General features: G+C 73.0%; 22 protein-coding genes. 3 read left to right on the top strand and 19 right to left on the bottom strand.

The window, feature by feature from the left end; genetic code table 11:
- Positions 1-50: 50 nt before the first annotated feature.
- The 6 genes from ACZ4FH_RS30275 to ACZ4FH_RS30300 all read right to left on the bottom strand — a co-directional run bounded on the left by ACZ4FH_RS30275 (position 51) and on the right by ACZ4FH_RS30300 (position 7,435).
- Positions 51-1,838, bottom strand: a complete 1,788-nt coding sequence (locus tag ACZ4FH_RS30275) for an ABC transporter ATP-binding protein (RefSeq protein ID WP_467308903.1) — start codon at positions 1,836-1,838, stop codon at positions 51-53.
- Between the two features lie 31 nt (positions 1,839-1,869).
- Positions 1,870-2,928 (bottom strand): iron-siderophore ABC transporter substrate-binding protein, encoded by a 1,059-nt coding sequence (locus ACZ4FH_RS30280; RefSeq protein ID WP_467308905.1) that lies wholly within the window; start codon positions 2,926-2,928, stop codon positions 1,870-1,872.
- A gap of 116 nt (positions 2,929-3,044) precedes the next feature.
- Positions 3,045-3,893 (bottom strand): ABC transporter ATP-binding protein, encoded by an 849-nt coding sequence (locus ACZ4FH_RS30285; protein WP_467308907.1) that lies wholly within the window; start codon positions 3,891-3,893, stop codon positions 3,045-3,047.
- A 35-nt stretch (positions 3,894-3,928) separates the two neighbouring features.
- Positions 3,929-5,026, bottom strand: coding sequence for a FecCD family ABC transporter permease (locus ACZ4FH_RS30290; protein ID WP_467308909.1), 1,098 nt, complete (start codon positions 5,024-5,026; stop codon positions 3,929-3,931).
- Positions 5,023-6,081, bottom strand: a complete 1,059-nt coding sequence (locus ACZ4FH_RS30295; protein ID WP_467308911.1) for a FecCD family ABC transporter permease — start codon at positions 6,079-6,081, stop codon at positions 5,023-5,025. Before ACZ4FH_RS30295 ends, ACZ4FH_RS30290 begins: the two co-directional genes overlap by 4 nt.
- 43 nt (positions 6,082-6,124) lie before the next feature.
- The gene (locus ACZ4FH_RS30300) at positions 6,125-7,435 is read right to left on the bottom strand and encodes a lysine N(6)-hydroxylase/L-ornithine N(5)-oxygenase family protein (protein WP_467308913.1); all 1,311 of its coding nucleotides are present in this window, start codon (positions 7,433-7,435) and stop codon (positions 6,125-6,127) included.
- A gap of 262 nt (positions 7,436-7,697) precedes the next feature.
- On the opposite strand from ACZ4FH_RS30300, the gene ACZ4FH_RS30305 reads away from it, so the two are divergent.
- Positions 7,698-8,645: a methionyl-tRNA formyltransferase gene (locus ACZ4FH_RS30305; RefSeq protein ID WP_467308914.1), complete on the top strand. Its 948-nt coding sequence runs from the start codon at positions 7,698-7,700 to the stop codon at positions 8,643-8,645.
- A gap of 13 nt (positions 8,646-8,658) precedes the next feature.
- On the opposite strand, the gene ACZ4FH_RS30310 is transcribed toward ACZ4FH_RS30305, so the two are convergent.
- The 8 genes from ACZ4FH_RS30310 to ACZ4FH_RS30345 all read right to left on the bottom strand — a co-directional run bounded on the left by ACZ4FH_RS30310 (position 8,659) and on the right by ACZ4FH_RS30345 (position 17,131).
- Positions 8,659-9,576 (bottom strand): aminoglycoside phosphotransferase family protein, encoded by a 918-nt coding sequence (locus ACZ4FH_RS30310; RefSeq protein ID WP_467308916.1) that lies wholly within the window; start codon positions 9,574-9,576, stop codon positions 8,659-8,661.
- A gap of 117 nt (positions 9,577-9,693) precedes the next feature.
- The gene (locus ACZ4FH_RS30315) at positions 9,694-10,332 is read right to left on the bottom strand and encodes a TetR/AcrR family transcriptional regulator (RefSeq protein ID WP_467308917.1); all 639 of its coding nucleotides are present in this window, start codon (positions 10,330-10,332) and stop codon (positions 9,694-9,696) included.
- A gap of 101 nt (positions 10,333-10,433) precedes the next feature.
- Positions 10,434-11,510, bottom strand: coding sequence for an alcohol dehydrogenase catalytic domain-containing protein (locus ACZ4FH_RS30320; RefSeq protein ID WP_467308919.1), 1,077 nt, complete (start codon positions 11,508-11,510; stop codon positions 10,434-10,436).
- A 98-nt stretch (positions 11,511-11,608) separates the two neighbouring features.
- A complete protein-coding gene (locus ACZ4FH_RS30325; protein ID WP_467308921.1) occupies positions 11,609-13,060 on the bottom strand; it encodes an aldehyde dehydrogenase in 1,452 nt (483 codons plus the stop codon).
- 216 nt (positions 13,061-13,276) lie between these two features.
- Positions 13,277-13,894 (bottom strand): TetR family transcriptional regulator, encoded by a 618-nt coding sequence (locus ACZ4FH_RS30330; RefSeq protein ID WP_467308922.1) that lies wholly within the window; start codon positions 13,892-13,894, stop codon positions 13,277-13,279.
- A gap of 118 nt (positions 13,895-14,012) precedes the next feature.
- A complete protein-coding gene (locus ACZ4FH_RS30335; RefSeq protein ID WP_467308923.1) occupies positions 14,013-14,399 on the bottom strand; it encodes a VOC family protein in 387 nt (128 codons plus the stop codon).
- Positions 14,400-14,449: 50 nt separating this feature from the next.
- Positions 14,450-15,955 carry a hypothetical protein gene (locus tag ACZ4FH_RS30340; protein ID WP_467308925.1) on the bottom strand — a complete coding sequence of 502 codons (1,506 nt, stop codon included), beginning with the start codon at positions 15,953-15,955 and terminating at the stop codon, positions 14,450-14,452.
- Between the two features lie 162 nt (positions 15,956-16,117).
- Positions 16,118-17,131, bottom strand: a complete 1,014-nt coding sequence (locus tag ACZ4FH_RS30345; RefSeq protein WP_467308927.1) for a LuxR family transcriptional regulator — start codon at positions 17,129-17,131, stop codon at positions 16,118-16,120.
- Between the two features lie 167 nt (positions 17,132-17,298).
- On the opposite strand from ACZ4FH_RS30345, the gene ACZ4FH_RS30350 reads away from it, so the two are divergent.
- The gene (locus ACZ4FH_RS30350; protein WP_467308929.1) at positions 17,299-19,194 is read left to right on the top strand and encodes an alkyl/aryl-sulfatase; all 1,896 of its coding nucleotides are present in this window, start codon (positions 17,299-17,301) and stop codon (positions 19,192-19,194) included.
- A 17-nt stretch (positions 19,195-19,211) separates the two neighbouring features.
- Here ACZ4FH_RS30350 and ACZ4FH_RS30355 read toward each other — a convergent pair whose 3' ends face one another.
- The 5 genes from ACZ4FH_RS30355 to ACZ4FH_RS30375 form a co-directional block, all read right to left on the bottom strand.
- Positions 19,212-20,924 carry an aldehyde dehydrogenase family protein gene (locus ACZ4FH_RS30355; protein WP_467308931.1) on the bottom strand — a complete coding sequence of 571 codons (1,713 nt, stop codon included), beginning with the start codon at positions 20,922-20,924 and terminating at the stop codon, positions 19,212-19,214.
- A 53-nt stretch (positions 20,925-20,977) separates the two neighbouring features.
- A complete protein-coding gene (locus ACZ4FH_RS30360) occupies positions 20,978-22,276 on the bottom strand; it encodes an MFS transporter (RefSeq protein ID WP_467308932.1) in 1,299 nt (432 codons plus the stop codon).
- A 140-nt stretch (positions 22,277-22,416) separates the two neighbouring features.
- On the bottom strand, positions 22,417-23,343 hold the full coding sequence (locus tag ACZ4FH_RS30365; protein WP_467308933.1) for a TauD/TfdA dioxygenase family protein: 927 nt from the start codon (positions 23,341-23,343) through the stop codon (positions 22,417-22,419).
- A gap of 283 nt (positions 23,344-23,626) precedes the next feature.
- Entirely contained in the window at positions 23,627-24,229 is a 603-nt protein-coding gene (locus ACZ4FH_RS30370; protein ID WP_467308935.1) for a TetR/AcrR family transcriptional regulator, read from the bottom strand.
- Positions 24,230-24,289: 60 nt separating this feature from the next.
- Positions 24,290-25,816: a class I adenylate-forming enzyme family protein gene (locus tag ACZ4FH_RS30375; protein ID WP_467308937.1), complete on the bottom strand. Its 1,527-nt coding sequence runs from the start codon at positions 25,814-25,816 to the stop codon at positions 24,290-24,292.
- A gap of 73 nt (positions 25,817-25,889) precedes the next feature.
- Here ACZ4FH_RS30375 and ACZ4FH_RS30380 point away from each other — a divergent pair, with 73 nt between their 5' ends.
- Complete coding sequence (locus tag ACZ4FH_RS30380) at positions 25,890-26,501, top strand: TetR/AcrR family transcriptional regulator (RefSeq protein ID WP_467308939.1); 612 nt, start codon at positions 25,890-25,892, stop codon at positions 26,499-26,501.
- Positions 26,502-26,519 lie beyond the last annotated feature (18 nt).

Below are 26,519 nucleotides of genomic sequence, written 5' to 3' on the forward strand. Positions count from 1 at the left end.
CCGCTTCCCATCCGAGATTTGCGACTTAGCCTAGCCTAACTAAGGCTTACCTAACTACCTTCTCGCCAGGCCTGCCACAGTCGTGCGTACCGGCCGCCCAGGGCCACCAGTTCGCCGTGCGTGCCCTGTTCCACCACCCGTCCGGCGTCCAGGACGGCGATCCGGTCCGCGGCCATCGCCTGGGTCAGACGGTGTGCCACGAACAGGGTGGTGCGGCCCGCGCAGGCGGCCAGCACCGCGCGTTCCAGTTCGGCCGCGCCCTCGCTGCCCGCCTCGGCGGTCGACTCGTCGAGCACGACGACCGGGGCCCGCCCCAGCACCAGCCGGGCCAGTGCGATCCGCGCGACCTTGGTGCCGTCCAGCCGCTCACCGCCCTCACCGACCGCGGTCCGCGTCCCCTCGGGCAGTTCCTCCACCCAGGAGGCCGCGCCCACGGTCCGCAGCGCGTCGGCGAGTTCGGCGTCGGTCGCCCCCGGCGCGGCCAGCCGCAGATCGTCGGCGAGCGGCCCGGAGAAGACGTGCGTCTCCTGGGTCAGGATGCTCACCAGCGCCCGCGCGCCCGCCTCGTCGAGATCCGCCAGATCGTGCGGTCCGATGCGCACGGCACCGCTCCACGGCGTCCCGATCCCCGCGATCAGCGCGGCCAGGGTGGACTTGCCGGCCCCGGTCGCCCCCACCAGCGCGAGCGAACTCCCGGCCGGGATCGTCAGACTGACGTCCCGCAGGACCGGCTCCTCGGAGCCGGGGTAGCCGAAGGTCAGCTTCTCCACCGACACGGGGTGGGCGACGGTCTCCGGGGCGGCGGCCCCGCCGTCCCCCACCAGCCGCTCCTGGGCGTCCTCCCCCACGACGCCGACCAGCCGGGTCAGACTGGCGCCGGACTTCTGCGCCTCGTCGAAGGTGAACATGATGGCGCCGAGCGGGGTGAACAGCCGGTGGAACATCAGCGGGGCGGCGGCCACCTCGCCGAGCGTGGCCGATCCGCCCTCCAGCAGGACGTACCCGACCAGCAGGATCAGCACCAGTCCGATGAACTCGGCGCGGTTCTCCCGGCCGACGAAGCGCCCGAAGAAGCGGAAGACGTCGACGCCGAGATTGCGCACCCGCCAGGACTCCTCGGTGACCTTCTCCCGGAACGCGCCCTCCAGCCGGTAGGCGCGGACCGTGTCGATCCCGTCGAGTCCGCTGATCAGGGCCTGGGCCCGGTCGGCCTGGGCGGCCCGCTGCCGGCGGTAGAGCGGCGCGGAGCGGGGCAGGTACCAGCGCAGGGCGAACGCGTACGCGGGCAGCGCCCCGGCCCCGGCCAGCCCGAGCCGCCAGTCGAGACCGAACATGCCCAGGGTGGCGATGACCACCAGCACCCCGGCGGTGAACACGGTGGGGACGGCGGAGCGGATGCCCCGGGACAGCACGGCGACGTCGTCGCCGACCCGGGAGAGGACGTCCCCCCGCCCCACCTGCTCGATCCGGGCGCTCGGCATCGCGAGGACCGCGCGCACGGCGCGCTCCCGGAGCCGGGCGAGGAGATCCGCGCCGAGCCGTCCGATGAGATAGGTCGACGCCGCGGTGGCCGCCGCGCCGAACAGCGCGGCGGCCACCATCAGTACGCCGATCCTGACCAGCAGGGACCGGGGTTCGCCCCCGGTGACGCCGTCGACCACCTGGCCGAGCAGCAGCACCGGGAGGACCTGGAGCGCGGCCCCGGCCACCGTGGTGCCCACGGTGGCCGCCGTCAGCCACGGCATCGCGCGGCAGTGCTCCGCGACCCAGCGGGCGGCCTCCCGGCCGGACGCCGTGGAGAGGGCGGCCGGGACGGCGCGCGTTCCGGCGGCGCTCACCCGGGGTCCGGGGTGTGCCGTGCGAAGGGGGTCACTGGCCCGCCGACTTCACGAGCTCGTCGATGGCGTACGGCAGCGACAGCAGCGTGCCCTGGGACATCGCGGCGCCGACGGCCGGGCCCTCGCTGTCCAGGAGGTAGGAGACCCGGCCCTCCTTGACCGCCTTGAGGTTGGCGAAGAGCGGCGACTTCTTGAGGGCTTCCGTGTCGGCCTTGTCGTTGATGACGAAGATGCGGTCGACGTCGACGAGGTCCATGCGTTCGGGCGAGAGCTTGGTGTAGAACTTCCCGCCGGCGATCTTGTCGATCTCCGTGGCGCCCTGGTAGCCGATGCCGGTGACCAGGCGGCCCCGGACGTCGGTGGTGGTGAACGGCGCGACCGAGTTGTCGTACCAGGAGAGCGGGACGGCGGTCTGCTTCGCGAACTCGGGGTGGGCCTTCGCCGCGGCGTCCAGCTTCGTCTGGATGCCGGCGACCAGGTCCTTGCCCTCCTTCTCCTTGCCGAGGGCCTTGGCGATGTGCACCGCGTTGTCCTGCCACGGGGCGCTGAAGGGCTCCTTCTCCGCCTTGGTGCGGCCCACGGTCGGAGCGATCTTCGAGAGCTTGTCGTAGGCGGCCTGATCGATCTCCGAGTAGACCGCGACGATCAGATCGGGCCGGAGGGAGGCGATCTTCTCGTAGTTGGGGCCCGTGTCACCGTTCTTCATGATGACCTCGGGACGGGCGTCGCCCCACTTGTCCTTCACCCAGGGCCACTGGGTGTTGATGTCGGGCGTCGTGCCCTCGGGGTTGGGGTACTGGTCGACCATGCCGACCGGCTTGATGCCGAGGGCGAGGATCGCCTGGTCGTCGGTGTAGCCGACCGAGACGACGCGCTCCGGGGCCTTGGTGATCTCGGTGGACCCGAACGCGTGCTCCACGGTCACCGGGAAGGCGCCCGCGGCGGCCGGCGCCTTGTCCGCCGTCGTGTCCGCGTCGTCCTTCGTGTCGGATCCGCACCCCGCCAGGAGGCCGACGCCGAGGGCCGCCGCCGACAGGGTCGCGGCCAGTCGCCGCCAGGGCTTCATGGGCGTCGTTCTATGGAGGAGCATCCGGGTTCCCTTGCTTTTGCGCTGTCCACTGAGCCCTTGGATAAGGGCAGCCAAACCTTACCTCGGTGAGGTGAGGGTAGCCTAGCCTAAATTCTTCTACTTCCTTGGTCCGCGCCCTAGTTGAGCGGGACGTGGGTGCGCCCTATGGGCACGATCAGCGGGCGGTCGCCCACCGGATCGTCGATCACCCGGGCGCGCAGGCCGAAGGCCTCGTCCAGCAGCTCGGCCGTGATCACCTCGCGGGGATGGCCCTGGGCCAGGATCTCGCCCCCGCGCATCACGACGAGGTTGTCGCTGTACCGCGCCGCGAGGTTGAGGTCGTGGAGGACCATGACCACGGTGCGGCCGGACTCGTGCAGATCGTCCACGAGATCGAGCACGTCGACGGCGTGCGCCAGGTCGAGGTACGTGGTCGGCTCGTCGAGCAGGAGCAGGTCGGTGCCCTGGGCCAGGGTCATCGATATCCAGACCCGCTGGCGCTGCCCCCCGGACAGCGAGTCGACCGGGCGGTCGGCGAGTTCGGACACCCCGGTCATCGCCAGCGCGTCGGCCACCACGTCGGCGTCGTCGGAGGACCACTGCCGCAGCCAGCTCTGGTGCGGATGGCGGCCGCGCGCCACCAGGTCGCCGACCGTCAGCCCCTCGGGCGCGACGGGTGCCTGCGGCAGCAGCCCGAGCTTCCTGGCCACGTCCCGGGTCCTGAGCCGGGCGATGTCGTCCCCGTCCAGCACCACGGTGCCGGAGGCCGGTTTCAGCAGCCGGCTCAGGGTGCGCAACAGGGTCGACTTCCCGCAGCCGTTGGGCCCGATGATCGTCGTGATGACTCCGGGTGGAATCTCCACGTCCAGGCCGTCGATGACGGTCCGGCCCCCGTACCCGACGGTGACGCCCCGGGCGGCCAGCCGCGCGGGGCCCGGCTCCGCGGGCGGGGACTCGGGGGTGGTCAGGATGGATTGAACGGCCACGGCTGCTCCTTCGTCGGGGTGGTCCGGCTCGTCGGTCACGCGGCGCCCTGCCGCAGGTTCGCCCGTATCAGCAGGTACACCAGGAACGGTCCGCCGATCACCGCGGTCACGACCCCTACGGGCAGGGAGGCGGGAAGCACGGCGCGGGCGATCAGGTCGGCGCCGGTGAGCAGCAGCGCGCCGAAGAGCCCGGAGGCCACCAACGGCGGTGTGGGGCAGCGCGCCAGACGCATCGCCACCTGCGGCGCCACGAGGGCGACGAAGGGCACCGGGCCCGCCGCGCTCACCGCGACGGCGGCGAGCAGCACGGCGCACAGCAGCAGGACGGCCCGGACCCGGGTGTGGCGCACGCCGAGGCCGGCCGCCACGTCGTCGCCCAGGTGCATGGGCTTGAACGGGAAGACCGCGCAGGCCACGACCACCAGCAGAACGAGCGAGCACCACAGCGCCGTGCGCACGTCGTCCCAGGATCGGTTGTCCAGCGAACCGACCAGCCAGGCCTGGGCGCGGGCCACGTCCCGGATGTCGGCGCCGACCAGCAGCCAGGTCGTGACGGCCTCGGTCATCGCGCTCACCGAGATCCCGATGAGGATCAGCCGGAAGCCGTCCACCCCGCGCCGCCAGGCCAGGAAGTACACCAGCAGTCCGGCCCCGAGCCCGCCGGCGAGCGCGGCCAGCGGCAGTCCCAGCGTGCCGGCGACGGCCGCCGAGGCCCCGCCCGACACGGTCACCAGGAACACCGCGACCATGCCCGCGCCGCCGGTGATGCCGAGGACGTCCGGGCTGGCCAGCGGGTTGCGGGCGACGGACTGGGTGATCGCCCCGGACACCCCGAGGGCGATCCCCACGACGGCCCCGGCCAGGGCGCGCGGCATCCGGAGGTCCATGATCACGAATTCGTCGACCCGTTCGCCCCCGCCGAAGAGCGTGGCGATCACCCGGGACAGCGCGATCGGGAAGTCCCCGACGGCGATGGACAGGCAGAACACCAGGAAGGCGGCCGCCGCCAGGGCCAGGGTGACCAGGGCGACCCGGGGCCGCAGGACCACCGACATCCCGCCCCAGCGCACACCCCGCGCCAGGACCGGGCGCCGTACCTCTGTCACGTTCACGCGCTCCTGCGTCACGTTCATGCGCTCCTGAACTTTCCGCGCCACACCAGGCCCGCGAAGAACGGGGCGCCCAGCAGCGCCACGACGACACCGGAGTCCAGTTCGCCCGGCCGCACCACCACCCGGCCCACGATGTCGCAGACCAGCAGGACGACCGCGCCGAGCAGACCCGCGTACGGGACGAGCCAGCGGTAGTCGGGACCGGTGAGGAACCGGGCCACATGAGCCACCATCAGCCCGAGGAAGGCGATCGGCCCGCACGCCGCCGTCGCCGCGCCCGCCAGCAGCGTGACGGCGACGATCCCGACCGTACGGCTCCGGGCGATGTTCACGCCCAGCCCCCGCGCCACGTCGTCCCCGAGGTTCAGCAGATTGAGGGAGGGCAGCACGAACAGGGCGGCGACCAGACCGAGGGCGACGAAGACCGCCACCGGGCCGATGACGTCGAATCCGACGCCCGCGACCGAACCGGCGTTCCAGAACCGCAGCGCGTTCAGCGACTTCTGGTCCGACAGCGCGACGGCGGTCGTCAGCGCCGCCAGGAACACGGTGATGCCCTGGCCCGCCAGGGCCAGCGTCAGCGGATTGCCCGCCCCCCGGCCGATACTGGCCAGGCCGAAGACGACGACCCCGGAGACGGCCGCGCCCGCGAAGGCGAACCACACGTACTGGAACGGGTCGGTCAGCCCGAACGCGGCGATCGCCGACACCACGGCGAACGAGGCGCCGGCGTTCACCCCCAGTAGGCCGGTGTCCGCGATCGGATTGCGCGTGTAGCCCTGGATCAGGGCGCCGCCGACGCCGAGGGCGAGGCCCGCGACCACGGCGAGCACGGTCCGCGGCAGCCGTACGGTGTGGACGATGAGCCGGATCTCGGTGAGCCGCTGGTCCGGCTCGGGCGCGGCGAACAGCCCGTGCCAGACCTCGGCGGGGCTCAGCGCCCGCGCGCCCACCGCCAGGGAGACGGCGGACGCGAGGACGAGGAGCACCACCAGTGCGCCCAGTCCCGCGGCCCGTTTGCGGCGGGCCTCGGCAGGACCCCGGGGGGCGGGGCGCTCCACTGCGGTGGTGCTCATGTCGGCGTACGTCATCCCTCTGGTCACGGGTGTGCGGTGCGGATCAGCGCGGGGCGGGCGCGGTGCCCCGGGCGAGCATCGAGTCGAGGATCTCGCCCACGCGCACCGCGGTGTTGGACAGCAGCGCGGAGGTGATGCCGTGCGTGTGCTCGGTGCCGCCCTGGAGGTAGATGCCGCAGCGCACGGTGTCGTCGGTGGAGATGCGGTAGTCGCGTTCGACCCGGACCCGGCCCTCCTCGTCGCGGAGGCAGTGGCCGGCGACGTCGCCGAGCAGGGCGAGCGGGTCGGCGGGGCTGTAGCCGGTCGCGAAGACGACGAGGTCGGCCTCCAGCCGGGTCTCCTCGCCCGTGACGAGGGAACGGACGGTGGCCAGGACGTGGTCGGACGTCTCCTTGGCCTCCTCCAGCCGCGAGACGTTGAGGAAGCGCAGCCGCTCGGCGCCGAGCACCTTCTCCTGGTACATCTGCCGGTAGAGGTCGTCGATCAGATCGATGTCCACCACCGAGTAGTTGGTGTTGCCGTGATAGTCCATCAGCCGGCGCTTGACGCCCTCGGGGGCGGCGTAGAACTCGTCGACCGCGCCGGGGTCGAATATCTTGTTGGCGAAGCTGCTGTCGTCGGCGGGGCTGTAGCCGTAGCGCGAGAAGACCGCGCAGACCTCGGCCTCGGGGAAGCGGCGGTGCAGATAGGCCACGTTCTCCGCGGCGCTCTGGCCGGCCCCGACCACCACGAGACGCCGGGGCGAGGTGCCGTCCAGCTCGTTGATGCGGGCGAGCAGTTCGGAGTTGTGCCAGATGCGGTCGCCGCGTTCGACGTTGTCCGGCAGGAGGGGGCGCAGCCCGGTGCCGACGACGAGGTCGCGGGCGCGGTGGACGGCAAGGCCCTGGCCGGAGCGGACCGTGACGTCCAGGTATTCCACGACGCCCTCGACGAGGACGGGCGTGACGGCGACGACCTCGTGGTCGTAGGCGACCATGTCGCCGACCTGCGCCGCGGCCCACTCGAAGTAGTCGTGGAACTCGACCCGGAGCGGGAAGAGGTTCTTGTGGTTGATGAAGTCGATCAGCCGTCCCTTGCTCTGGAGGTAGCAGAGGAAGCTGAACCCGCTGGAGGGGTTCCGGAGCGTCACCAGGTCCTTGAGGAAGGACACCTGCATCGTCGCGTCGTCGATGAGCATGCCGCGGTGCCAGCCGAAGCTCGGCTGGCGTTCGAAGAACAGCGCGCTCAGCGGCTCCCCCGCGCCTGCTGCGTTGTGCTCGCTGACCGCGATCGCCATGGCCACATTGGACGGCCCGAAGCCGATTCCGATGAGGTCGTGGACCGGTGGTGCGTCGGCAGGACGAACCTGTGACATATCACTCCCATCGTGCGGGAAAGCCGCCGCGCGCCAGGTGCGGAGACAGTACGAAGGACGGGCACGCCGAAGGACCGGCCCGCTGAACTTAGGTAAGGCTAAGTTAATCACGCGGCGGTGTCGATAGGTCAGATCCGGACAGCATTTTCAGCCAACCCCGGGCGGAACGCCCCACAACTGCGCGCCCGCGAGGGTGCGTTGCGCGATAAGGTAAGCCTTGCTTTACTTGCCTCGCACCGTTCCCATGCTGAGGAGGAACCCCATGCGGGTCGTCATGTTCGGTTATCAGACCTGGGGGCACCGCACCCTGCGCGCCCTGCTGGATTCCGAGCACGACGTGGCGCTGGTCGTGACGCACCCCAAGAGCGAGCACGCGTACGAGAAGATCTGGAGCGACTCGGTCGCCGACCTGGCCGAGGAGCACGGCGTCCCCGTGCTGATCCGCAACCGCCCGGACGACGACGAGCTGTACGAGCGCCTCCGCGCGGCCGATCCCGACATCATCGTGGCCAACAACTGGCGGACCTGGATCCCGCCGCGCGTCTTCGCCCTCCCCCGGCACGGCACGCTGAACATCCACGACTCGCTGCTGCCGAAGTACGCCGGCTTCTCCCCGCTGATCTGGGCCCTGATCAACGGCGAGAGCGAGGTGGGCGTCACCGCGCACCTGATGAACGACGAACTCGACGCCGGCGACATCGTCCGGCAGGAGGCGGTGCCCGTCGGCCCGAAGGACACCGCGACCGACCTGTTCCACCGGACCGTCGACCTCATCGCCCCGGTCACCACCGGCGCGCTCGCCCTGATCGCCTCCGGGCAGACCGAGTTCACCCGCCAGGACCGCTCGCAGGCGAGCTTCTTCCACAAGCGGTCCGACGAGGACATCCGCATCGACTGGACCTGGCCCGCCGAGGACCTGGAGCGCCTGGTGCGCGCCCAGTCCGAGCCGTACCCCAGCGCCTACGCCTACCACCGGGGCCGGCGCCTCGAAGTCCTCGCCGCCGACGTCTCCGAGGGGCGGTACGGGGGCACGCCCGGCCGCATCTTCTACCGCGAGGGCGAGGGCGTCGTGATCGTCGCGGGCGCCGACGCGCGCACCGGCCGCAACCGCGGTCTGGCGGTCACCCGGGTGCGCACCGACGACGGCAGGGAGCTGGCGGCGACGGAGTACTTCACCTCGATGGGCGGCTATCTCACCAGCCGCCCCTGAGCCGCGCCCCGGCTCAGGCCGCCGTCTCCAGGAGGCGGCGCAGCGAGGCGCGGGCGGGCGGGCCCCAGGAGGACTTGCCGCCGGGGCGGCCGTGGTCGCCCGCGTCACCGACGGAGAGCCCGGTCAGCGCCTGCACCACGGCCCAGCCCCGGGCGCGGCGCCGCGTCGCGGGATCCGCGGCCGGTCCGTACACCGCGTGGAAGCGGTCGAGCGCACCGTCCGGCAGCAGCACCCAGGCGGACCCCAGATCGCCCGCCGGATCGCCGCAGCAGAGGTCGCCGAAGTCGATCACCCCGCAGAAACTGCCGTCCGCGGTGAGGACGTTGGCCGGGTGGAGGTCCCCGTGGAGCCAGAGCGCGGGACTGTCCCACCCGGGTGCGGCGACCGCGTCCTCCCAGACCGCGCGGACCGCGTCCGGGTCGTCGATCAGCCCCTGCTCCGCACAGGCGCCGATCGATGTCACAACGGAGTCGGAGATCGCGGCGAGCGGTCCGCCCCGGCCGAATCCTCCCGTCGGCGCGGAGTCGGGCGCGGGGCGGTGCAGCGCCGCCAGAAAGGCGGCCAGGGTCTCGGCCGCGTGGTCGGCCCGGGTGGCGGGCGCCCGGTCGCCCGGCGTCCCGGGCACCCAGGTGGTGACGGTCCAGGGCCGGGGGAACCGCGCGGACGGCTCACCGATGCGCTGCGGCACGGGCACCGCCAGCGGCAGTCCGGGGGCGAGGACGGGCAGCCAGGCGTGTTCCTTACGGAGCAGTTCGTCCGAGCGCTCGGTCGCCCAGGGCAGCCGTACGGCGAGGTCGTCGCCCAGTCGCCAGAGCTGGTTGTCCCAGCCGCGCGCACCGAGGCGGACGGGCCGGCCGGCCAGGTCGGGATGCTGCTCGCGCAGCAGCGCGACGACGAGTTCGGCGGTGATCTCGGTCTCGGTGGAGGTCATGCCGCCCCACCGTAGCCGGACGGGGCCACCGGCACGGTCCGGGGCCGGTCAGCCGCTGCCGAGACCTCCAGGTGTGTGTCCGGTTCACACCCAGACCCGAGGGCCGGGCGGGGGCTCCTAGACGCCCTCCGGGTCGTACTCCCGGAAGACCAGCACGAGCCGCTCGCGCATCGCGGACCAGTCGGCCTCCAGTTCGCCCTGCGAGACCCCGGTGGCGCGGGCCATGAGGAGCAGTCCGCGCATCGCGCTGATCGCGGTCAGCAGGCTCGCGTCGAAGCCGGGACGGTCGGCGAGGGGGCCGACCAGGCGGTGCACGGCGTCGGAGAGGGCGTCGCCGAGGCGGCGGTCGAAGACGCGCAGGGCGTCGCGGAGTTCGTCGTCGCCGCGGGCGCCCGCCATCAGTTCGAGGCACGCCTGGTACTCGCGGCTGCGCTTGAGGCTCCACAGCACATCGAGGGCGCGGGCGATCCGTCCCTCGTGCGGGCCGTCGGTGATCAGCTCCAGATGGAGCGGGACGCGCTCCCGGTAGCGTTCGACGAGGTGGTCGAGCGTGGCCTCGATGAGCGCGGTGCGGGTCGGGAAGTGGTGGACGAGGCGTCCCCGTGACACCCCGGCGGCCTCCCCCACGGCGAGCGTGGAGAACTGGGCGAAGCCCTGGTCGACGAGGACCCGGACGGTGGCGTCGAGAAGGAGCCTGCGGGTGTCGAGCGCGCGCTGCTGGACACGCCGCTGCCGGGGGGGATGCTGCTCGGACATGCGGAAATCCTATGCCGTACGGGGCCGACGGGCCGCCGCCCGGGTCCGCGCCCCCGCAGGGGCGGGTGGCGGATCCGGGCGGCGCGGGCGGGGCGGGCTGCTCAGCCGGTGGTGAGCATGACGCGCAGCGCCTCGCCGCTGCGCATCAGGCCGAGGGCGTCGTTGACGTCGGCCAGCGGCAGCCGGTGGGTGACCAGCGCCTCCAGGTCGATGCGGCGGGCCCGGAGCAGGTTGATGATGCGGTCGTAGGTGCGGGTGACGTCGTCGCCGCCGTACACGGAGGGGATGATGCGCTTGGCGCTGACGAAGAGTTCCAGCAGGTTGACCGGGACCATGTCCTCGAAGCCGCCGACGCCGACGAGGCAGACCGTGCCGCCCTGGCGCGCGGTCTCGTAGGCCGAGCGCACGGTGGCCGGGCGTCCGACGGCCTCGATGACGTGGTCGAAACCGAGTCCCCCGGTGTAGGTGGCGACGGCGTCCTTGACCTCGTCGGGGGCGACGGCGGCGGTGGCGCCGAAGTCGACGGCCCAGGCACGGCGGGAGGCCACCGGGTCGATCGCGACGATCTGCGCGGCACCGGCCGCCCGCGCGCCCATGACGGCGCTGATGCCGACGCCGCCGCAGCCCACGACGGCGACGGTCTCACCGGGCGCGACCCGCGCGGAGTTGATCGCCGCGCCGATGCCGGTGGTGACGCCGCAGCCGATCAGGGCGGCCTCGTAGGACACGTCGTCGGGGATCGGCGCGGCGAATCCGGCTTCGAGGACGACCTCCTCGGCGAAGGTGCCCGCACCCATGAAGCGGTACAGGTCGGTGCCGCGCGAGGTGAAGGCGGGGACCCGCATGGCGGCGGATCCGGCGCCGCACAGGTTGGACTCGCCGCGCCGGCAGTGGGCGCAGTGTCCGCACGCGGGGCGCCAGTTGACGATGACGCGGTCACCGGGCCTCACATGGGTGACGCCGTCGCCGACCTCCAGGACCTCTCCGGCGCCCTCGTGGCCGAGGACCATCGGGGTGGGGCCGGGGATCTTCCCGGACATGCCGGAGAGGTCGGAGTGGCAGAGGCCGGTGGCCTTGATGGCGACCCTGACCTTTCCGGGGCCGAAGCCGGTGGTCTCGACGTCGTCGCGGACTTCCAGGGTGTCCTGACCGGGGGCGGTGATGAGTGCGGCAAGCATGACGGCTCCTGAGGGGTGCGGGTGCCCGCGCGGGGGCGGGCCCGCGGATGTGCGGTGGGTGGGGAGGGGAGGCCCCGGCGCACCGGGGCCGGGGCGGGTCAGAACGCGGGCAGGGCGATCGCCTTCTGCTCCAGGTAGGCGGTGAGGCCGGCGGCGCCGAACTCGCGGCCGATGCCGGAGTTCTTGTAGCCGCCGAAGGGCGCGGTCAGGTCGACGGAGAAGCCGTTGACCGTGAAGGTGCCGGTGCGGACGCGGCGCGCGATCTCCAGTCCGTGGTCGACGTCGGCGGTGACGACGGCCCCGGAGAGCCCGAAGTCGGAGTCGTTCGCGATCCGTACGGCGTCCTCCTCGTCCTCGTACGGCAGCAGGCAGACCACCGGGCCGAAGATCTCCTCGCGGGCGATGCGCATGTCGTTGGTGACGTCGCCGAAGAGCGTCGGCTCGACATAGGCGCCGGCCTCCAGTCCGGCGGGGACTCCACCGCCGGTCAGCAGGGTGGCGCCCTCCTCCCGGCCGATGCGGATGTAGTCGAGGTTGCGGGCCTGCTGACGCCTGGTCACGAGCGGGCCGACCTGGGTGGCCGGGTCGAGGGGGTCGCCCACGGTGAGCGCGCGGACGGCCTCGACGAGCGCGCCGCTCAGTTCCTCGTAGCGGCTGCGGGGCAGCAGCACCCGGGTCAGGGCGACACAGGCCTGACCGTTGTTGAGGAAGGAGCCGGTGAGCACGGTGTTCACCACGTCGTCGACGGGGGCGTCGGGCAGCACGACGGCCGCGGACTTGCCGCCGAGTTCCAGGGTGACGCGGGTCAGGTTGCGGGCGGCGACCTCCATGACGCGCTTGCCCGCGGCGACCGATCCGGTGAAGGCGACCTTGTCGACGCCCGGGTGCGCGACCAGGTACTCGCTGACCTCGCGGTCGGCCGGCAGCACGCTCAGGACACCCTCGGGCAGTCCGGCCTCGGCCGCGATCCGCGCGAACAGGAAGGCGTCGAGGGGCGTTTCGGGCGAGGGCTTGAGCACGACGGTGCAGCCGGCGGCGAGCGCGGGGGCCAGCTTGGAGGCGGCGGTGAACTGCGGCACGTTCCACGGCACGATGCCGGCCACGACGCCCACCGGTTCACGCCGCAGCACCAGCGGCCGGCTCAGGCCCTGACGGGACTCCTCGAACGGGAAGGCCCCGGCCACCTCGGCCGTGACGGCGAAGTGGCCGATCGCGCCCTTCACCTGGTTGACGAGACTCCAGGAGATCGGGGAGCCGTTCTCGCGGGTGATCAGCTCGGCGAACTCCCGGGCCCGTGCGGCCATGAGCTCCACGATCCGCCCGATGACCGCCAGCCGCTCCTCCACCCGCAGCCGCGGCCAGGGCCCGTGGTCGAACGCCTCGCGGGCGGCGGCGACCGCGGCGTCGACGTCCTCGGTGGTGGCGTGCGGCACCCGTCCGACGAGGCTCCCGTCGTGCGGCGAGCGGACCTCGATGACATCGGACCCGGCGGGCCGGACCCAGCGGCCGCCGATGAAGAGGGTGGGGTGTTCCAGGATCTCGCCGGACATGTGGCTCCTCGGCTCTTCGCCCCGGCTCCGGGGCGGCTCTGCGGCCGGCGTCTGCGCCGGCACGTAAAACATACAGCGCTGACTGTTTAATGCCAAGCTATTCGGACAGCACTGACCGTTTACGTGAGGGGCCTGCCCGGCGCGGGAACGCGAAAGGCGCCCGCCGAGCCCCGGTGACGGGGTCGGCGGGCGCCTCTCGGGCGGGCGCGGCGGGGGTCAGTCGCGTACGGCGGCGCCTCGGCGGGTGGCCCGGGGGCGGTACTCGACGACGACGAGCGCCAGCGCGACATAGCGCTCGACCAGCTCGTCGGGACCGACCTCGCCGTCGGCGCGGTACCACTGGGCGACCGCGTTGCACATCGCGATCACCGCACGCCGGGCGTCGTCGGGGTAGGGGGTGAGGAACAGCCCCTGCGCCACCCCGTCCTCGATCACCTCGCGGAACTGGCGGGAGCCCCGCTCCTCGTTCTCCCGGTAGCGGGCGAGGTGCTCGGGCTCCAGGCTGCGGCCCTCGGTCAGCACGATGCTGCTCTTCGTGCGGTGGTCGATGCGGAAGCGCACGGTGGCCTCGACCAGCGCCTCCAGCCGCTCGGCCGGATCGTCGCCGGCCGCGTCGAGCGCGCGCTCGCAGGCGGAGAAGTAGGTGTCGAGCCCGTCGTCGAGAATGGCGACCAGCAGCTCCTGCTTGCCCTTGTAGTAGTAGTACAGGGCGGAGAGGCTGACGCCGGCGCGCTGGGCGATGTCGCGGATCGAGGTCGATCCGTACCCCTGCTCGGAGAACTCCTGCCGGGCCGCCTCGATGATCGCCTTGTGGCCCGCGGGTCGACTCGACACGACGCTCCGATCTCCGTACCACCCGGGCACGCTCGCTCCAGGCCGACCGTTCGACCAAGTGGACAGAAAGCCCCATGGTAACGCGGGCCCCACCCGCCACCACGGTCCGGCCGCCGGGTCAGGACGCGCTCGTCGCCGCCCGCTCGGCGGCGCTGCGCAGAACGCAGAACTCGTTGCCCTCGGGGTCGGCGAGGACCGCCCAGCCGGTGCCGTCCGGCTCCCTCAGGTCGTCGACGAGGGTGGCGCCCAGCTCCAGGAGCCGGGCGACCTCCGCCTCCCGGGTCGTCGTCGGCCGAAGGCACAGGTGCAGCCGGTTCTTGGCGGTCTTCGGCTCGGGCACCTGGTTGAAGTGGAGCAGCGGCCCGTGCGGCAGCATCACCTCCGCCTCCGTCACGCCCGGCCCGTCCTCCTCGTGGAGCGGGTGGCCCAGCACCCGGCTCCAGAACCGGGCCAGTTCATAGGCATCCGCACAGTCGATCGCCACGTTCTGCAGTTCCGGGTACATACGGGCCAGCCTGCCCGAGCGGCCGCACGGTCCGCCAGTCCCGGCGCCGGTCAGCCGAGGGGCGCGGCGGCCGGGACGGTCTCGGGCGGGGCCCCGGCCTGCGGTACGGCGGGGCGGGTGGAGGACGTTCCGGCCGGGGTGCCCGGCACGGCGCGGCGCCGGGCGGCGTGGCCGACGGCGACGAGGGTCAGCGCGACGGTCCCGGCCAGCGCCGGCCAGTACACATAGCGGTAGTTGGACTCGGGGGCGGTCGGCAGATAGGCCAGGATGTAGAGCAGCGAACTGGCGCCGAGCAGGCGCAGTTCGCGGCCGAAGGGGCCGGCCCACCGGCGGCGCAGGACGAGGACGAGCGAGACGGCCAGCCAGAACCAGCCCTGGAACAGCACGGGCAGATCGCGGTGGGCCCCGGTCACGTAGTTGCCCAGCGCGGCCCGCAGGGTGTCGTTGAGCGGTTCGCGCCGGACGACCGGGTTGACCTCGACGCCCTCGTTGACGCGGGTGCCGTTCCAGAAGACCTGGTTGCTCCGGAACAGCAGTTTGCTGAAGACCCGGACGCGGTACTCCGCGTACCCCTTCCAGTGCCGGGGCATCTGCTGGGTCCACATGCGGACGAGGACGTCGGCGTTCCGGTCGAGATAGGTGACGTCGAAGGGCCGGCGGTGCGGGAAGCACTGGAGGTACGCGTCGGAGGTGATCCCGCGCCGCGCGCAGTCGGTGGCGGCGGTGACCAGACCGTCCCTCAGACCGGGGCTCGCGCCCGCCCGTTCGGCGGCCGTCCGCACCTGCTCCGGGGTGAGGACGTGGACGAGGTCGTCGACGGGGATCACCGCGTAGACGCGGGTCGGCAGCGGGGAGGTGGCCGCGTCCACGGCGGCGCCGCCGGCCAGGACGACGGCGAGGAAGGCCCCGGCGGCGGCCAGCCAGTGCCGCCGGCCGGGGGCGGGCCGGGCCGCGAGGGTGAGCAGGGCGAGGAACGGGAGCGTGGCGGGCAGGCCGTTCTTGCGGACGAGGGCGGCGTAGCCGAGCAGCAGCAGGCCCAGGGCGAGGAGCGCCCAGCGCGTCCTCGTCCGGTCCGGAGGCAGGTCGCGCACGGTCAGGGCCACGGCGAGAACGGCGAGGAGCGCATACGCCAGGTGCACGTCCTTCCAGACGACGCCGGTGAAGTTCATGAGGTGCGGGGCGAAGCCGACGGCCAGCGGGGCGAGGGACAGTCCGCGGCTGCCGGTGTGCTTCCACACCAGCCGGGCCAGTACCCAGAGGGAAGCCCACAGCAGGGCGGTCTGGAGGGCGGCCATGGCGGCGAAGTCGCCGGTGACCGCGATGACGGCCCGCCAGGCGAGGGCCATCACGGGCGGGTGCCAGTCGTTGACGGGCTCGTCGCCGAGCGCCTGTCCCAGCTGGGTGTTGCTGTCGGCGCTGAGGTAGCCGGGGTGGAAGACGGTGGCCACGGCGTAGCCGCAGGCCGACGCGAGGGCCGCCAGCCACCACGGCCACAGGGTGCCCGCGCGCCGGGCGTCGCGCAGCGCGGTGGTCCATCGGTCGACGGTTCCGGACATATGGGCGGGGCCTCCCAGCCGATGACGACAGGTCGCCGTGCCGCTCGTCCGCGAGCCGGGAGGGGAGCGGTTCGTCGGCGGCAGGCCCGGGGAATCTACGCGTACCGGACTCGACAGGACAAACCGGAATGATTATGGGCCCGCGGTGCGGGGCGCACGGGGTCAGGCCATGAGCCAGCCGCGCAGCGCGGCCTGGACGCCCGCCTGGAAACGGGTCTCCGCGTTCAGCGCGCGCATCAGCCGGGTGATGCGGCGGCGCACGGTGTGGACGTGGATGTCCAGCCGTCTGGCCATCGCCTCGTCCTTGAGGCCGGAGGCGAGCATGGTGAGCAGTTCCCGGTCCTCGTCGGTGATCTCCTCCTCCACCACGGAGCCGATGGGCAGGGCGCGCTCCCAGATCCCCTCGAACAGCGGCACCAGGGCGTTGCTCAGCAGCGCGTCGCTCACCACCAGGGCGGAGGCCGTCGGGTCCGCCGCGTCGGTCGGGGGCAGCAGGGTCACCCGGCGGTCGATCCCGATCAGCTTGGTGGGCAGGTCCACGCCGACCCGTATCTGGACGCCCTGCGCGGCCAGTTCGCCCAGGCCCCGGGCCCGCCCGTGGAAGCGCAGCCCCTCGCGGTCCACGACGACGCGCACCCGCACCCCGCGCCGCACCGGTTCGGCGACGTCGAGCGGGGCGGGCATCCCGTTCGGCGCGCTCGACGCGTACGGCGGGCGGTCCAGGAGGACGACCTCCTCGCTCGCCGAGACCAGCAGCGACCGCACCCGGAGGGCGATCGCCCGGCCGCCCCGGACCGCCTCGATCCCGGTGGCGCCCCGGGTGGGCACGGCGCTCTGGAGCCGGGCCGCGATCCGGTCGACGGATCCGGTCAGCTCCTCCAGCTCCGCGGAGCGGTGCAGCAGTTCGGCCTGGCGCAGATGGATCAGATTGCGCAGCGCGGTGGCGGGCGCCACGGCTTCGGGGAGGGCCGTGCCGCGCCGGGCCGGATGGACGAAGCCCTGCACGGCCAGTCGGCCGAGCGCGTTCGTCACCCGGCGGACCGTCAGCCCGAGACGCTGGGCGAGCGCGGTGCGGGACACGGGTGCGGGTGGGTCGAGCAGCGCCTCGTACACCCGGAGTTCGTCCGCTCCGAGACCCAGCGCCTGCCATTGCGTGTCCTGCTCAGTCCACCCCACTGGCGGAATTCTCCTCCGTTCTCGCAGGTCACACAAGTGCCGCAAGCGGCAGCGGCATTCGGGTGATCCGTTCGGCGCAGTCCTGCTGGCCGGGGTGCGCCGCGCGGGCGAGGCTGGCGGTCAGGGGCGGCCGGCGGGCCGCCTCTCCGACGGACAGGGAGCACGGGATGACCGGGAACACACCGCCCAAGGACGCGCAGCCCGCGATCGGCCGGGCCAACGAGTCGGTGCTGCGCCGCTTCCCGTTCGACGACACCCGGGATCTGGACGACGCGCGCCACGGGTTCATGGGAACGGCGGAGTCCGGCATCATCGGTGCGGCCGACGGGCGGACCGTATGGGACCTCGACGCCTACGGCTTCCTGGACGGCGACTGCCCGCCCACCGCCAATCCGAGCCTGTGGCGGCAGAGCCGGCTGGTCCGCGACCACGGTCTGTTCGAGGTCACGGAGGGGATCTACCAGATCCGGGGCTTCGACCTCTCGAACATGACGGTCGTCGAGGGCGAGCGCGGCGTCCTCGTGATCGACCCGCTGATCTCGGCCGAGACGGCCGCCGCGGCCCTCGCCCTGTACCGGAGCCACCGCGGGGACCGCCCGGTCACCGGTGTGCTGTACACGCACAGCCATGTCGACCATTTCGGCGGGGTGCGGGGCGTCCTCACCGACGAGGACGTGGCGGCCGGTGTGCCGGTGCTCGCGCCGGAGGGCTTCCTGGAGCACGCGGTGAGCGAGAACGTGTACGCGGGCACGGCGATGGCCCGCCGCGCCGCGTACATGTACGGGGCGGCGCTGCCCAAGGGCGAGCGCGGCCAGATCGGTGCCGGACTGGGGCAGACGACGTCGACCGGCTCGGTCGGGCTGGTCCCGCCGACGCTCGACATCACCCGTACGGGGCAGACGGAGACGGTCGACGGGATCCGGATGGTCTTCCAGCTGACACCGGGCACGGAGGCGCCCGCCGAGCTGAACATCCACTTCCCCGCCCACTCGGCGCTCTGCATGGCGGAGAACGCCACGCACAACCTCCACAACCTGCTGACGCTGCGGGGCGCCGAGGTCCGCGACCCGCACGTCTGGGCGCGGTATCTGACGGAGGCCGTCGCCCTGTTCGGCGACGCGACCGACCTCGCCTTCGCCTCCCACCACTGGCCGGTCCGGGGCCGTGAGCGGGTGCTGGGCTTCCTGTCCGAACAGCGCGACCTCTACGCCTATCTGCACGACCAGACGCTGCGGATGATCAACGAGGGGATGACCCCGCTGGAGATCGCGGAGGCGATGGAGATGCCCCCGGCCCTGGAGAGGGCCTGGCACACCCATGGCTACTACGGCTCGGTCAGCCACAACACCAAGGCGGTCTACCAGCGGTACCTGGGCTGGTTCGACGGGAACCCGGCGCATCTGTGGGAGCACCCGCCCGTCGAGGCGGCCCGGCGGTACGTGGACTTCATGGGCGGCGCGGACGAGGTGGTGCGCCGGGCGCGCGAGGCCTTCGAGGCGGGCGACTACCGATGGGTGGCCCAGGTCGTCAACCACGTGGTCTTCGCGGAGCCGGAGCACACCGGGGCGCGGGCGCTCCAGGCCGACGCCCTGGAGCAGCTGGGCTACGGCAGCGAGAACGGCACCTGGCGCAACTTCTTCCTGATGGGCGCCCTGGAACTGCGCGACGGCGCGGTCGGCACACCGACCACGACCACCTCCCTCGACTTCCTGCGGGCGCTCAGCCTGGACCAGCTCTTCGACGCGCTGTGCATCCGGGTCGACGGCCCGCGCAGCTGGGACGCCGACATCACCGTGCTCTGGAAGGTGCGCGGCGGCGACGCGATCGTGCTGCGCCTGCACAACGGGGTGCTGACACACACGGCCGCCGGCGGACCGGCGGCCGTGGAGCCCGATGTCGAGGTGACCCTGGACGAGGCGGATCTGCGGGCCGTCCTGCTGGGGCAGCTCGCCCCGGCGGACCTCGCGGGCCGCGCCGAGGTGACCGGCGACCCGGCGAGGATCACCGAGCTGCTGGGTCATCTCGGCGCTCCGGACCCGGACTTCGCGCTCGTCACGCCCTGACACCCCGGCCCGGCCGCTCAGCCGCGCAGGGCGGAGAGGAGGATGCCGGGCAGCTTCGACGCCTTCGGTGCGGCGGTGAACCCGGTGAGCCGCCGCATCGTCGTGCGCCCGGTCCGGTTGGTCACGAAGTACGGAGGGCGCGGGGAGAGCGACGGCGCTCCGGTGAACAGCCCCCTCGGCGACGGGGCGAACGGGGCCCGCAGCACCGTCTTCTCCACGTCCTCCAGCATGAACGCGTTGTGGACGAAGCCGATGCCGCTGCCGATGTCCTGCCGGGTGTGCCCGGGGTACGCGCCCCAGGGGGTGTAGCCGAGGAGGAACCCGAAGGCCGACCAGCAGTTGATCCCGAGGGTGCCGTAGCGCAGTCCGTCGACGGCGGCGTCCACGGCGGCACGGTGGGCCCGTTCGGTGCGCGGGTGGACGAGGAGGGTCGCGCCGAGGGTGCCGGGCAGGGTGTCGTTGGCGAAGTCGGTGGCCCGGCGCAGGAAGGTCTCCGGGTCGCCGCCTTCGAGGCGTACGACGCCGAGGGCGCTGGCGAACACCTCGTCGGTGAGCATCGGGTCGCCCTCGCCGCGGACGTCCGCGACCAGCGTGGCACCGCCGGGGCCGGCCGGGTGCTCGGCTCCGGGGTGCGCGTCCACGACGGCGCGGAGCCGGCCGGCCGCGCCGGGGTAGTAGTCGGTGCGGGCCGGGAGGCGGCGCAGCACCCGGCGGATCTCGTCGAGCAGGCGGTCGGTGCCGTCCCAGTCCCGGGGGACGACGAGGATCTGGCTCGCGACGCAGTTGTGCCCGGAGTTGTTCATCTTGCTGGTGACGATGTGCTCGGCCTGGAAGCGCAGATCGGCGTCGCTCCACGGCCCGGGGACGACGATGCAGGGGCTGACGCCGCCGAGTTCGCTCGTGAACGGTTTGGTGTTCAGCGGGGTGTCCTCGCGGCGTCGGCGCGCCGCGTCCTCGTCGGTGCCCCAGACGATGGCGTCGTGGGTGCGCTCGCTGCCCGTCACATGGATGGTGTCGATGCCCTCGTGCCCGGTCAGGTACGCGCCCTCGGCCGCTCCCCCGTCGACGAAGCGGACCCAGTCCCGGTCCACGAACTCCTGGAAGACGGCCTCGAAGTGGGGGCGCAGATAGGCGTTGACCGGGTTCATCTTGGCGAGGACGACCTGGTTGTCCTGGCAGAGCTTGTGCAGGATGTCGAGCGGGGTGATCGCGGCGACGTTCCCCGCGCCCAGCACCAGGGCGACACCCGGGTGGGCGGGCCGGCCCCGGTAGGTCCCGGCGGCGCGGGCGAGCACCTGTTCCCGGGTGGTGCCGGGCAGCGTCCGGACCTGGGCGGAGAAGCCGTTGAGGAGCAGCCGGTCCGTGGCGGTGGCGGGGAAGACGTCGACGACGGTGCGCCCGTCGCGCTCCCGGACGGCGCCGGCCGGAACCGGGTCGCGGCCGTCGGCCAGCCTGCGCAGCACATGGAGGTAGGCGCCCACGGTCTGGGCCAGGGCCCAGGGTGCGGTCACCCAGTCCTCCGCGGCCCATGAGGAGGTGGCCTCGTAGCCCTTGGCGCGCGCGGCGTCGGCGACCATGGCCGGGGCGCCCTGCGCGATGCGCGGCAGCATCCGTTCCAGCAGGGCGATCCGTTCGGCGGTGCCGGTCGCGGCCCAGCTCTCGCGGCCGGCCCGCAGGGCGGTCACGGCCCGGTCGAGGGGGGCGGTGTCGGGTTCCGTGGGGGTGCTCACGGGGGCGGCTCCTTGAGGTGGGTCGGATGGGCGGGTGCGGCCGGCGGCGGGCATCAGCGGCCGAGCCGTGCGATGTCGCGGGCCGGGTCGATCAGGAGGAAGGAGGCCGCGGCGCCGATGACGAGCAGGGCTCCGGACAGGGCGACGGCGAGGTGGTAGCCGTGGTTGCCCCATGTGTCGACCAGGGCGCCGACGACGGCGGGCGCGGCGAGTCCGGCGGCGGTGACGACCGCGTTCATGGCGCCGAGCGCGCCGCCGCTCCGTCCGGCGGGGGCGAGTTCGGCGACGGTGGTCGCCGCGACCGTGGCGTACGAGCCGCCGAGGCCGAAGCCCAGCGAGACGAGGACGGTTTTTCCGGTGGGGTCCTCGACCAGGGCCTGGGAGAGCAGGCAGACGGCGCCCAGGGCGAGGAGCCAGCCGCCGACCCGGCCGCGCGCCCGGCGGCTGCCGACGCCCCGGCGCATGAGCCGGCCGGTGATCCCGGCCTGGGCGAGCAGGGCGACGGCGCCGACCGCCCAGGGCACGACGATCAGGACGGCCGCGGTGTGCGCGGGGTGGCCGAGGGCGTTGCGCAGGTAGGAGGGCAGCCAGACCAGCATCAGGGCCACGGACCAGTAGCTGGTGAAGTAGGCGAGCGTGGCGCCGGTCCAGGTACGGGTGGCGAGGATCTTCCGGTACGGCACGGCCGTGGCCGTCCCCGTCCGGGTGCCGGCGGCCGGCGCGGTGTCCTCGGTGGTGTGCGTGCCGTCGGCGCCCAGCAGTTTCCAGGCGGCGGCCCACAGGAGTCCGACGGCGGCGAGGGCCCAGAGCGCGGAGCGCCAGCCGTGGTGCTCGATCAGCCAGGAGAGGCCGGGTGCGGAGACGATCACGCCGAGCGTGACGCCGAGGGTGATCAGGGCACCGGGCAGATTGCGCCGGTGGTCGGGGAACCATGCGAGGGTGGCCTGCTGGGCGACGGGGAAGGCCGGTCCCTCGGCGGCGCCGAGGACGACACGGGAGGTGACCAGGACGGCGAGCCCCCCGCCGAGCGCGGCCGGTGCCTGGGCGACCGACCAGAGCAGCGCCATCACCAGCAGCAGGAGCCGGGGGGAGACCCGGTCGGCGACGAGGCCGACGACGACCGCGGAGACCGAGAAGAGCAGGAAGAACGCGCTGTTGGCGAGGCCGAACTGGGTGGCGCTCAGATGCAGGTCCGCGCGGATCTCGTCGGCGGCCAGGCCCAGGACGGACTTGTCCGCGAAGTTCACCATCATGAAGACCACCAGCAGCGCGGTCACGGTCCAGGCCCGGCGGCCGTCGACGCGGCCGGTGGGTGTGGAGGACTGATGGGACAGGGTCGGAGCCGCGTTCATGGGGTCCTCCGGGGGAGCGGGCAACGGATGAGGGGGCGGGCGGGCGTACCGCGGACGGCCGCCGGGCGGTGCGCGGACCGGGGCCGCGTCCGGAAGGGGCCGCATGTGACGGCGCGTTCGGGACGCGGCCCGGGAGGGGGTCAGGACAGCGGGACGCCGGCGACGGCGATGCGCTCCATGACCCGGCGGCGCGGGTAGTAGTCGCTGATGGCGTAGTGCTGGGTGGCGATGTTGTCCCAGATGGCCACGGAGTCCTGCTCCCAGTGGAAGCGGACCTGGAACTCGGGGACGCGGGCCTGGAGGACCAGTTCGTCCAGGAGTGCCCGGCTCTCGGCGTCGGTGAGGCCCACGATGCGGGTGGTGAACGGCTCGTTGACGTAGAGGAGCTTGCGGCCGCTGCGCGGGTGGCGCACCACGACGGGGTGCTCGACCGGCGGCAGCGTCTCGCGGAAGTGCGCGATCTGCTCCCCGGTCATCGTCGATCCCCAGCTCGGCACCCAGTCGTGCACGGCGGTGAGCGGCTCGATGCGCGCCTTCATCTCCTCGGAGAGGTTGTCGTACGCGGCGCCCATGTCGGCCCACATGGTGTCTCCCCCGGCGGAGGGCACCTCGACGGAGCGCAGGACGGAGCCGAGGGCGGGCGCGGCCATGAAGGAGTGGTCGCTGTGCCAGATGTTCTCGTTGCCGACGGCCATGGCGTCCTTGGCGAGCCGGGACACACCGGCGGTCTCGGCCTTCGGGAAGAACGGGTTGGCCTCCGGCGGTCCCCAGACGGCCGCGAGGTCGAGGTGGTGGCCGGGCTCCAGACCGGTCTGCCCCCGGAAGAAGATCACCTTCCATTCGAGCAGTGCCCGGCGCAGTTCCTCGGCGACCTCCTCGCCGAGCGGCCGGGTCAGGTCGACGCCGCTGATCTCCGCGCCGATGAGCGGGGTCAGGGGGCTGATGCCGAGGACGCGGTAGGGCGTCTCGGGGGTACCGGGCGCGAGGCGCTCCAGCGTCCTGCGGCCGTACCGCATGAGCGGCTTGTCGAGTACGGGCTTCGGACCGTCGGTGATGGCGGCTGCCATGGGTTCCTCCCACGATCGACGTTGATTACGTAACCGACAGTATCGATATTGGGCCGCCCGGGGGCAACGGGGTGGGAGGAAAAGATTCCGCTCCGCTCCGGGACCGGTCCGCCGGGGCCACCGCGCGTGAACGTCCCTGCGTAACAGGCGTGTCGGCGCGGGCGGGGACGAGGGACCCGACCCGGGTGCGGGCATGCCGGAGAAGGGCACGGCCCTCCGGCCGCACCCTCTCCGCGACTGCTCGCGGCTCTCGTTCAGGGGGCGCCGGACACGCCCCCGCGGCTCACGGCCGGACCGCGACCGCCCGGCCGATCAGCTCGACGACCGACTCCACGAGCACGTCGTCCGGCTGCCGCTGCTCGCCGACCATCCGGAACACCAGGGAGGCCGCGACGAGGGTGGCCGCGGCGTCGATGTCGACGTCCCGCCGCACGTCGCCCCGTTCGACCCCGCGCTCCAGCAGGTGCCGGGTCTCGCTCATCACGCGCGCGGTGTAGTCCCGGTACGCACCGCGTTCCGCCCCCGCCTCGGCCGCCGAGCCGATGACGCCGGCGAGCAGCCGGTCGACGCCCGGCAGCCGGTAGGCGCGGGCGCGGGCGGTGAGGACGGCGCGCAGTTCGGCGCGGAAGTCGCCCATGTCGGGCACGGTCAGCGGTCCGATGCGCGATTCGGCCGCGGCGATGATCAGATCCTGCTTGGTGGACCAGCGGCGGTACATGGCGGGCTTGCTCACCCCGGCCCGCGCCGCCACGGCGTCCATGGTCAGCGCGCCCATGCCGCTCTCGGCCACCAGCGCGACGACGGCGTCCAGCACGGCGCCGGTCACCCGCTCCTCGCGCGGCCGTCCCGGCCCCCTGCGTACGCCCCGCACCCGCTCCTCGGCCATGCCGCGACCCTACGCGGCCCCGGCGCCCCGACCGGCACGGGGTGGCGACGGCGCGGCCGGTCAGGAGCCCTGGGACAGCCGGGCGCGCAGCACGTGCTTGGTGATCTTCCCGGAGGGCGTACGGGGCAGGGCGTCGCTCAGCACCAGTTCGCGCGGGATCTTGTAGCGGGCCAGCCGGGGCTCCAGCCAGGCCCGGATCTCCTCCAGCCCGGGTGCGGCACCCTCCCTCGGCACCACGACGGCGACGACGGTCTCGCCCCACTGCGGATGCGGGCGCCCCACGACCGCGGCGTCGACGACGTCGGGGTGGGCCAGCAGCGCGCCCTCGACCTCCTGGGAGGCGACGTTCTCGCCCCCGGTGATGATCATGTCCTTGAGCCGGTCGACGATGGTGACGAACCCGTCCTCGTCGACCCGGCCGAGGTCCCCGCTGCGGTACCAGCCGCCCTCGAACGCGGCCTCGGTGGCGGCCTCGTCGTCGAGATAGCCGACCATGCGGGTGTCCGAGCGGAGCCAGATCTCCCCGGTGTCCCCGGCGGCGGCGTCCGTCCCGTCCGCCGTCACGACGCGCAGATCGACGCCGACCATGCCGCCGCGCCCGATCGACCCGGCCTTCTCCACCTGCTCGTCGGGCGAGAGCGAGGCCCCCACGGGCCCCATCTCGCTCATCCCGTAGACCTGGTGGAAGCGGCGCGAGCCGTACGCCTTCATCAGCCTGCGGACGGTTCCGGCGTCCATCGGCCCGGCCCCGTAGATCCAGGAGCGGACCGAGGAGAGGTCGTGGGCGTCGAAGTCGGGCACGGTCTGCACCGGGGCGATGAAGGCGACCGGCGCGCCGAAGACGGCGGTGATCCGCTCGCGCTCCACGGTCTCCAGCATGGTGCGGGGCTCGTACTCGCGCTGGAGCACGACCGTGCCGCCGAGCAGCAGGGTGCCCAGGGCCCAGTTGTTCAGCGGGGAGGCGTGCCAGATCGGCATGCAGACCAGGAAGCGCTCGTCGCGGCGCAGGGGCACGGTCGCCGCGGTGTACGTGGCGGTGAGGGCGATGCCCCGGTGGGTGTGCACGCATCCCTTGGGGCGGCCGGAGGTTCCCGAGGTGTACAGGATCTGGGCGATGTCGGTGTCCGGTCCGGGCTCGCCGCACCAGGGGGACGCGCCGGCCAGCAGCGCCTCGAAGGAGCCCTCCGGCACCTCGTCCGCCGGGGCGTCCGGGTGGCTGACCAGCCAGCGCACGTCCGCGGCGGCGGTGGTGGCCCGTTCGCCGATCTCCTGGTCGACCACCGCGAGCCGGGCCCCGCAGTGGAGCAGCTGGTCGGTGACCTCGGCGGTCTGGAGCTTGTGGTTGACGGGCACCAGGGTGGCACCGGCCAGCCAGGCACCGAAGGCGGCGAAGAGGAAGGCCGGGGTGTTGTGCGTCATCACGGCCAGGCGGTCGCCGGGGCCGAGCCCCGCCTCCCGCAGCAGGGTGGCGGCGCGGCGCACGGCCTCGTCGAACTCGCGGTAGGTCCATCGCCGGTCGCGGTAGACAAGGGCTTCTTTGCGGCCGGCCGAGCGAACGACACCGTCCAGCATGGCACTGAGATGCACACGTGCTCCAGGGATCGAGGACCGGCGCGTCCGGCCCTTGTCGGGAAACTATGAATGATGCTTCACTTCTTCCATGGCTTACCGCAAGACCCCGGCCCAAATCCAGCGTCTCGAATCGGCACGCGAGCATCTCGTCGCCCGAGCGACCGATGTCGTCGCGGAAGTCGGCTGGTCAGGGGCGTCCGTGACCGCGGTCGCCGGTGCCGCCGGAATCTCGGCGGGGTCGGTGTACCAGCACTTCGCGTCGAAGTCCGCGCTCGCCGTCGAGGTGTTCCGGCGGGCGGCGGGGCGGGAGGTGGAGGTGCTCTCCGCCGTGCTCGCCACCGCCGGGACGCCGGTCGAACGGCTCGTGCGGGGCGTGCAGACCTTCGCCCGCCGCGCGCTGGAGAACCCCGGACTGGCCTACGCGCTGCTCGCCGCGCCCGCCGATCCCCCGGTCGGCGCGGAACGCCTCGTCTTCCGCCTCCGCTACCGCGCCCTGTTCGCCGAGGTGATCGGCCAGGGCATGGCCGACGGTCTGCTGCCGCCCCAGAACGGGGAGATCACCGCCGCCGCGCTCACCGGCGCGATCGGCGAGGTCCTGGTGGCCCCGCTCGGCGACCCCGGGGACGGCGACCCCGAGAGCCTGCTCGACGAGCTGGCCGCCATGGCGCTGCGCTGCGCGGGCGCCGCTCCCCGCCCCTGATCCGTCTCTGCCCAGGAG

This window comes from Streptomyces sp. NPDC024555, assembly GCF_055559335.1.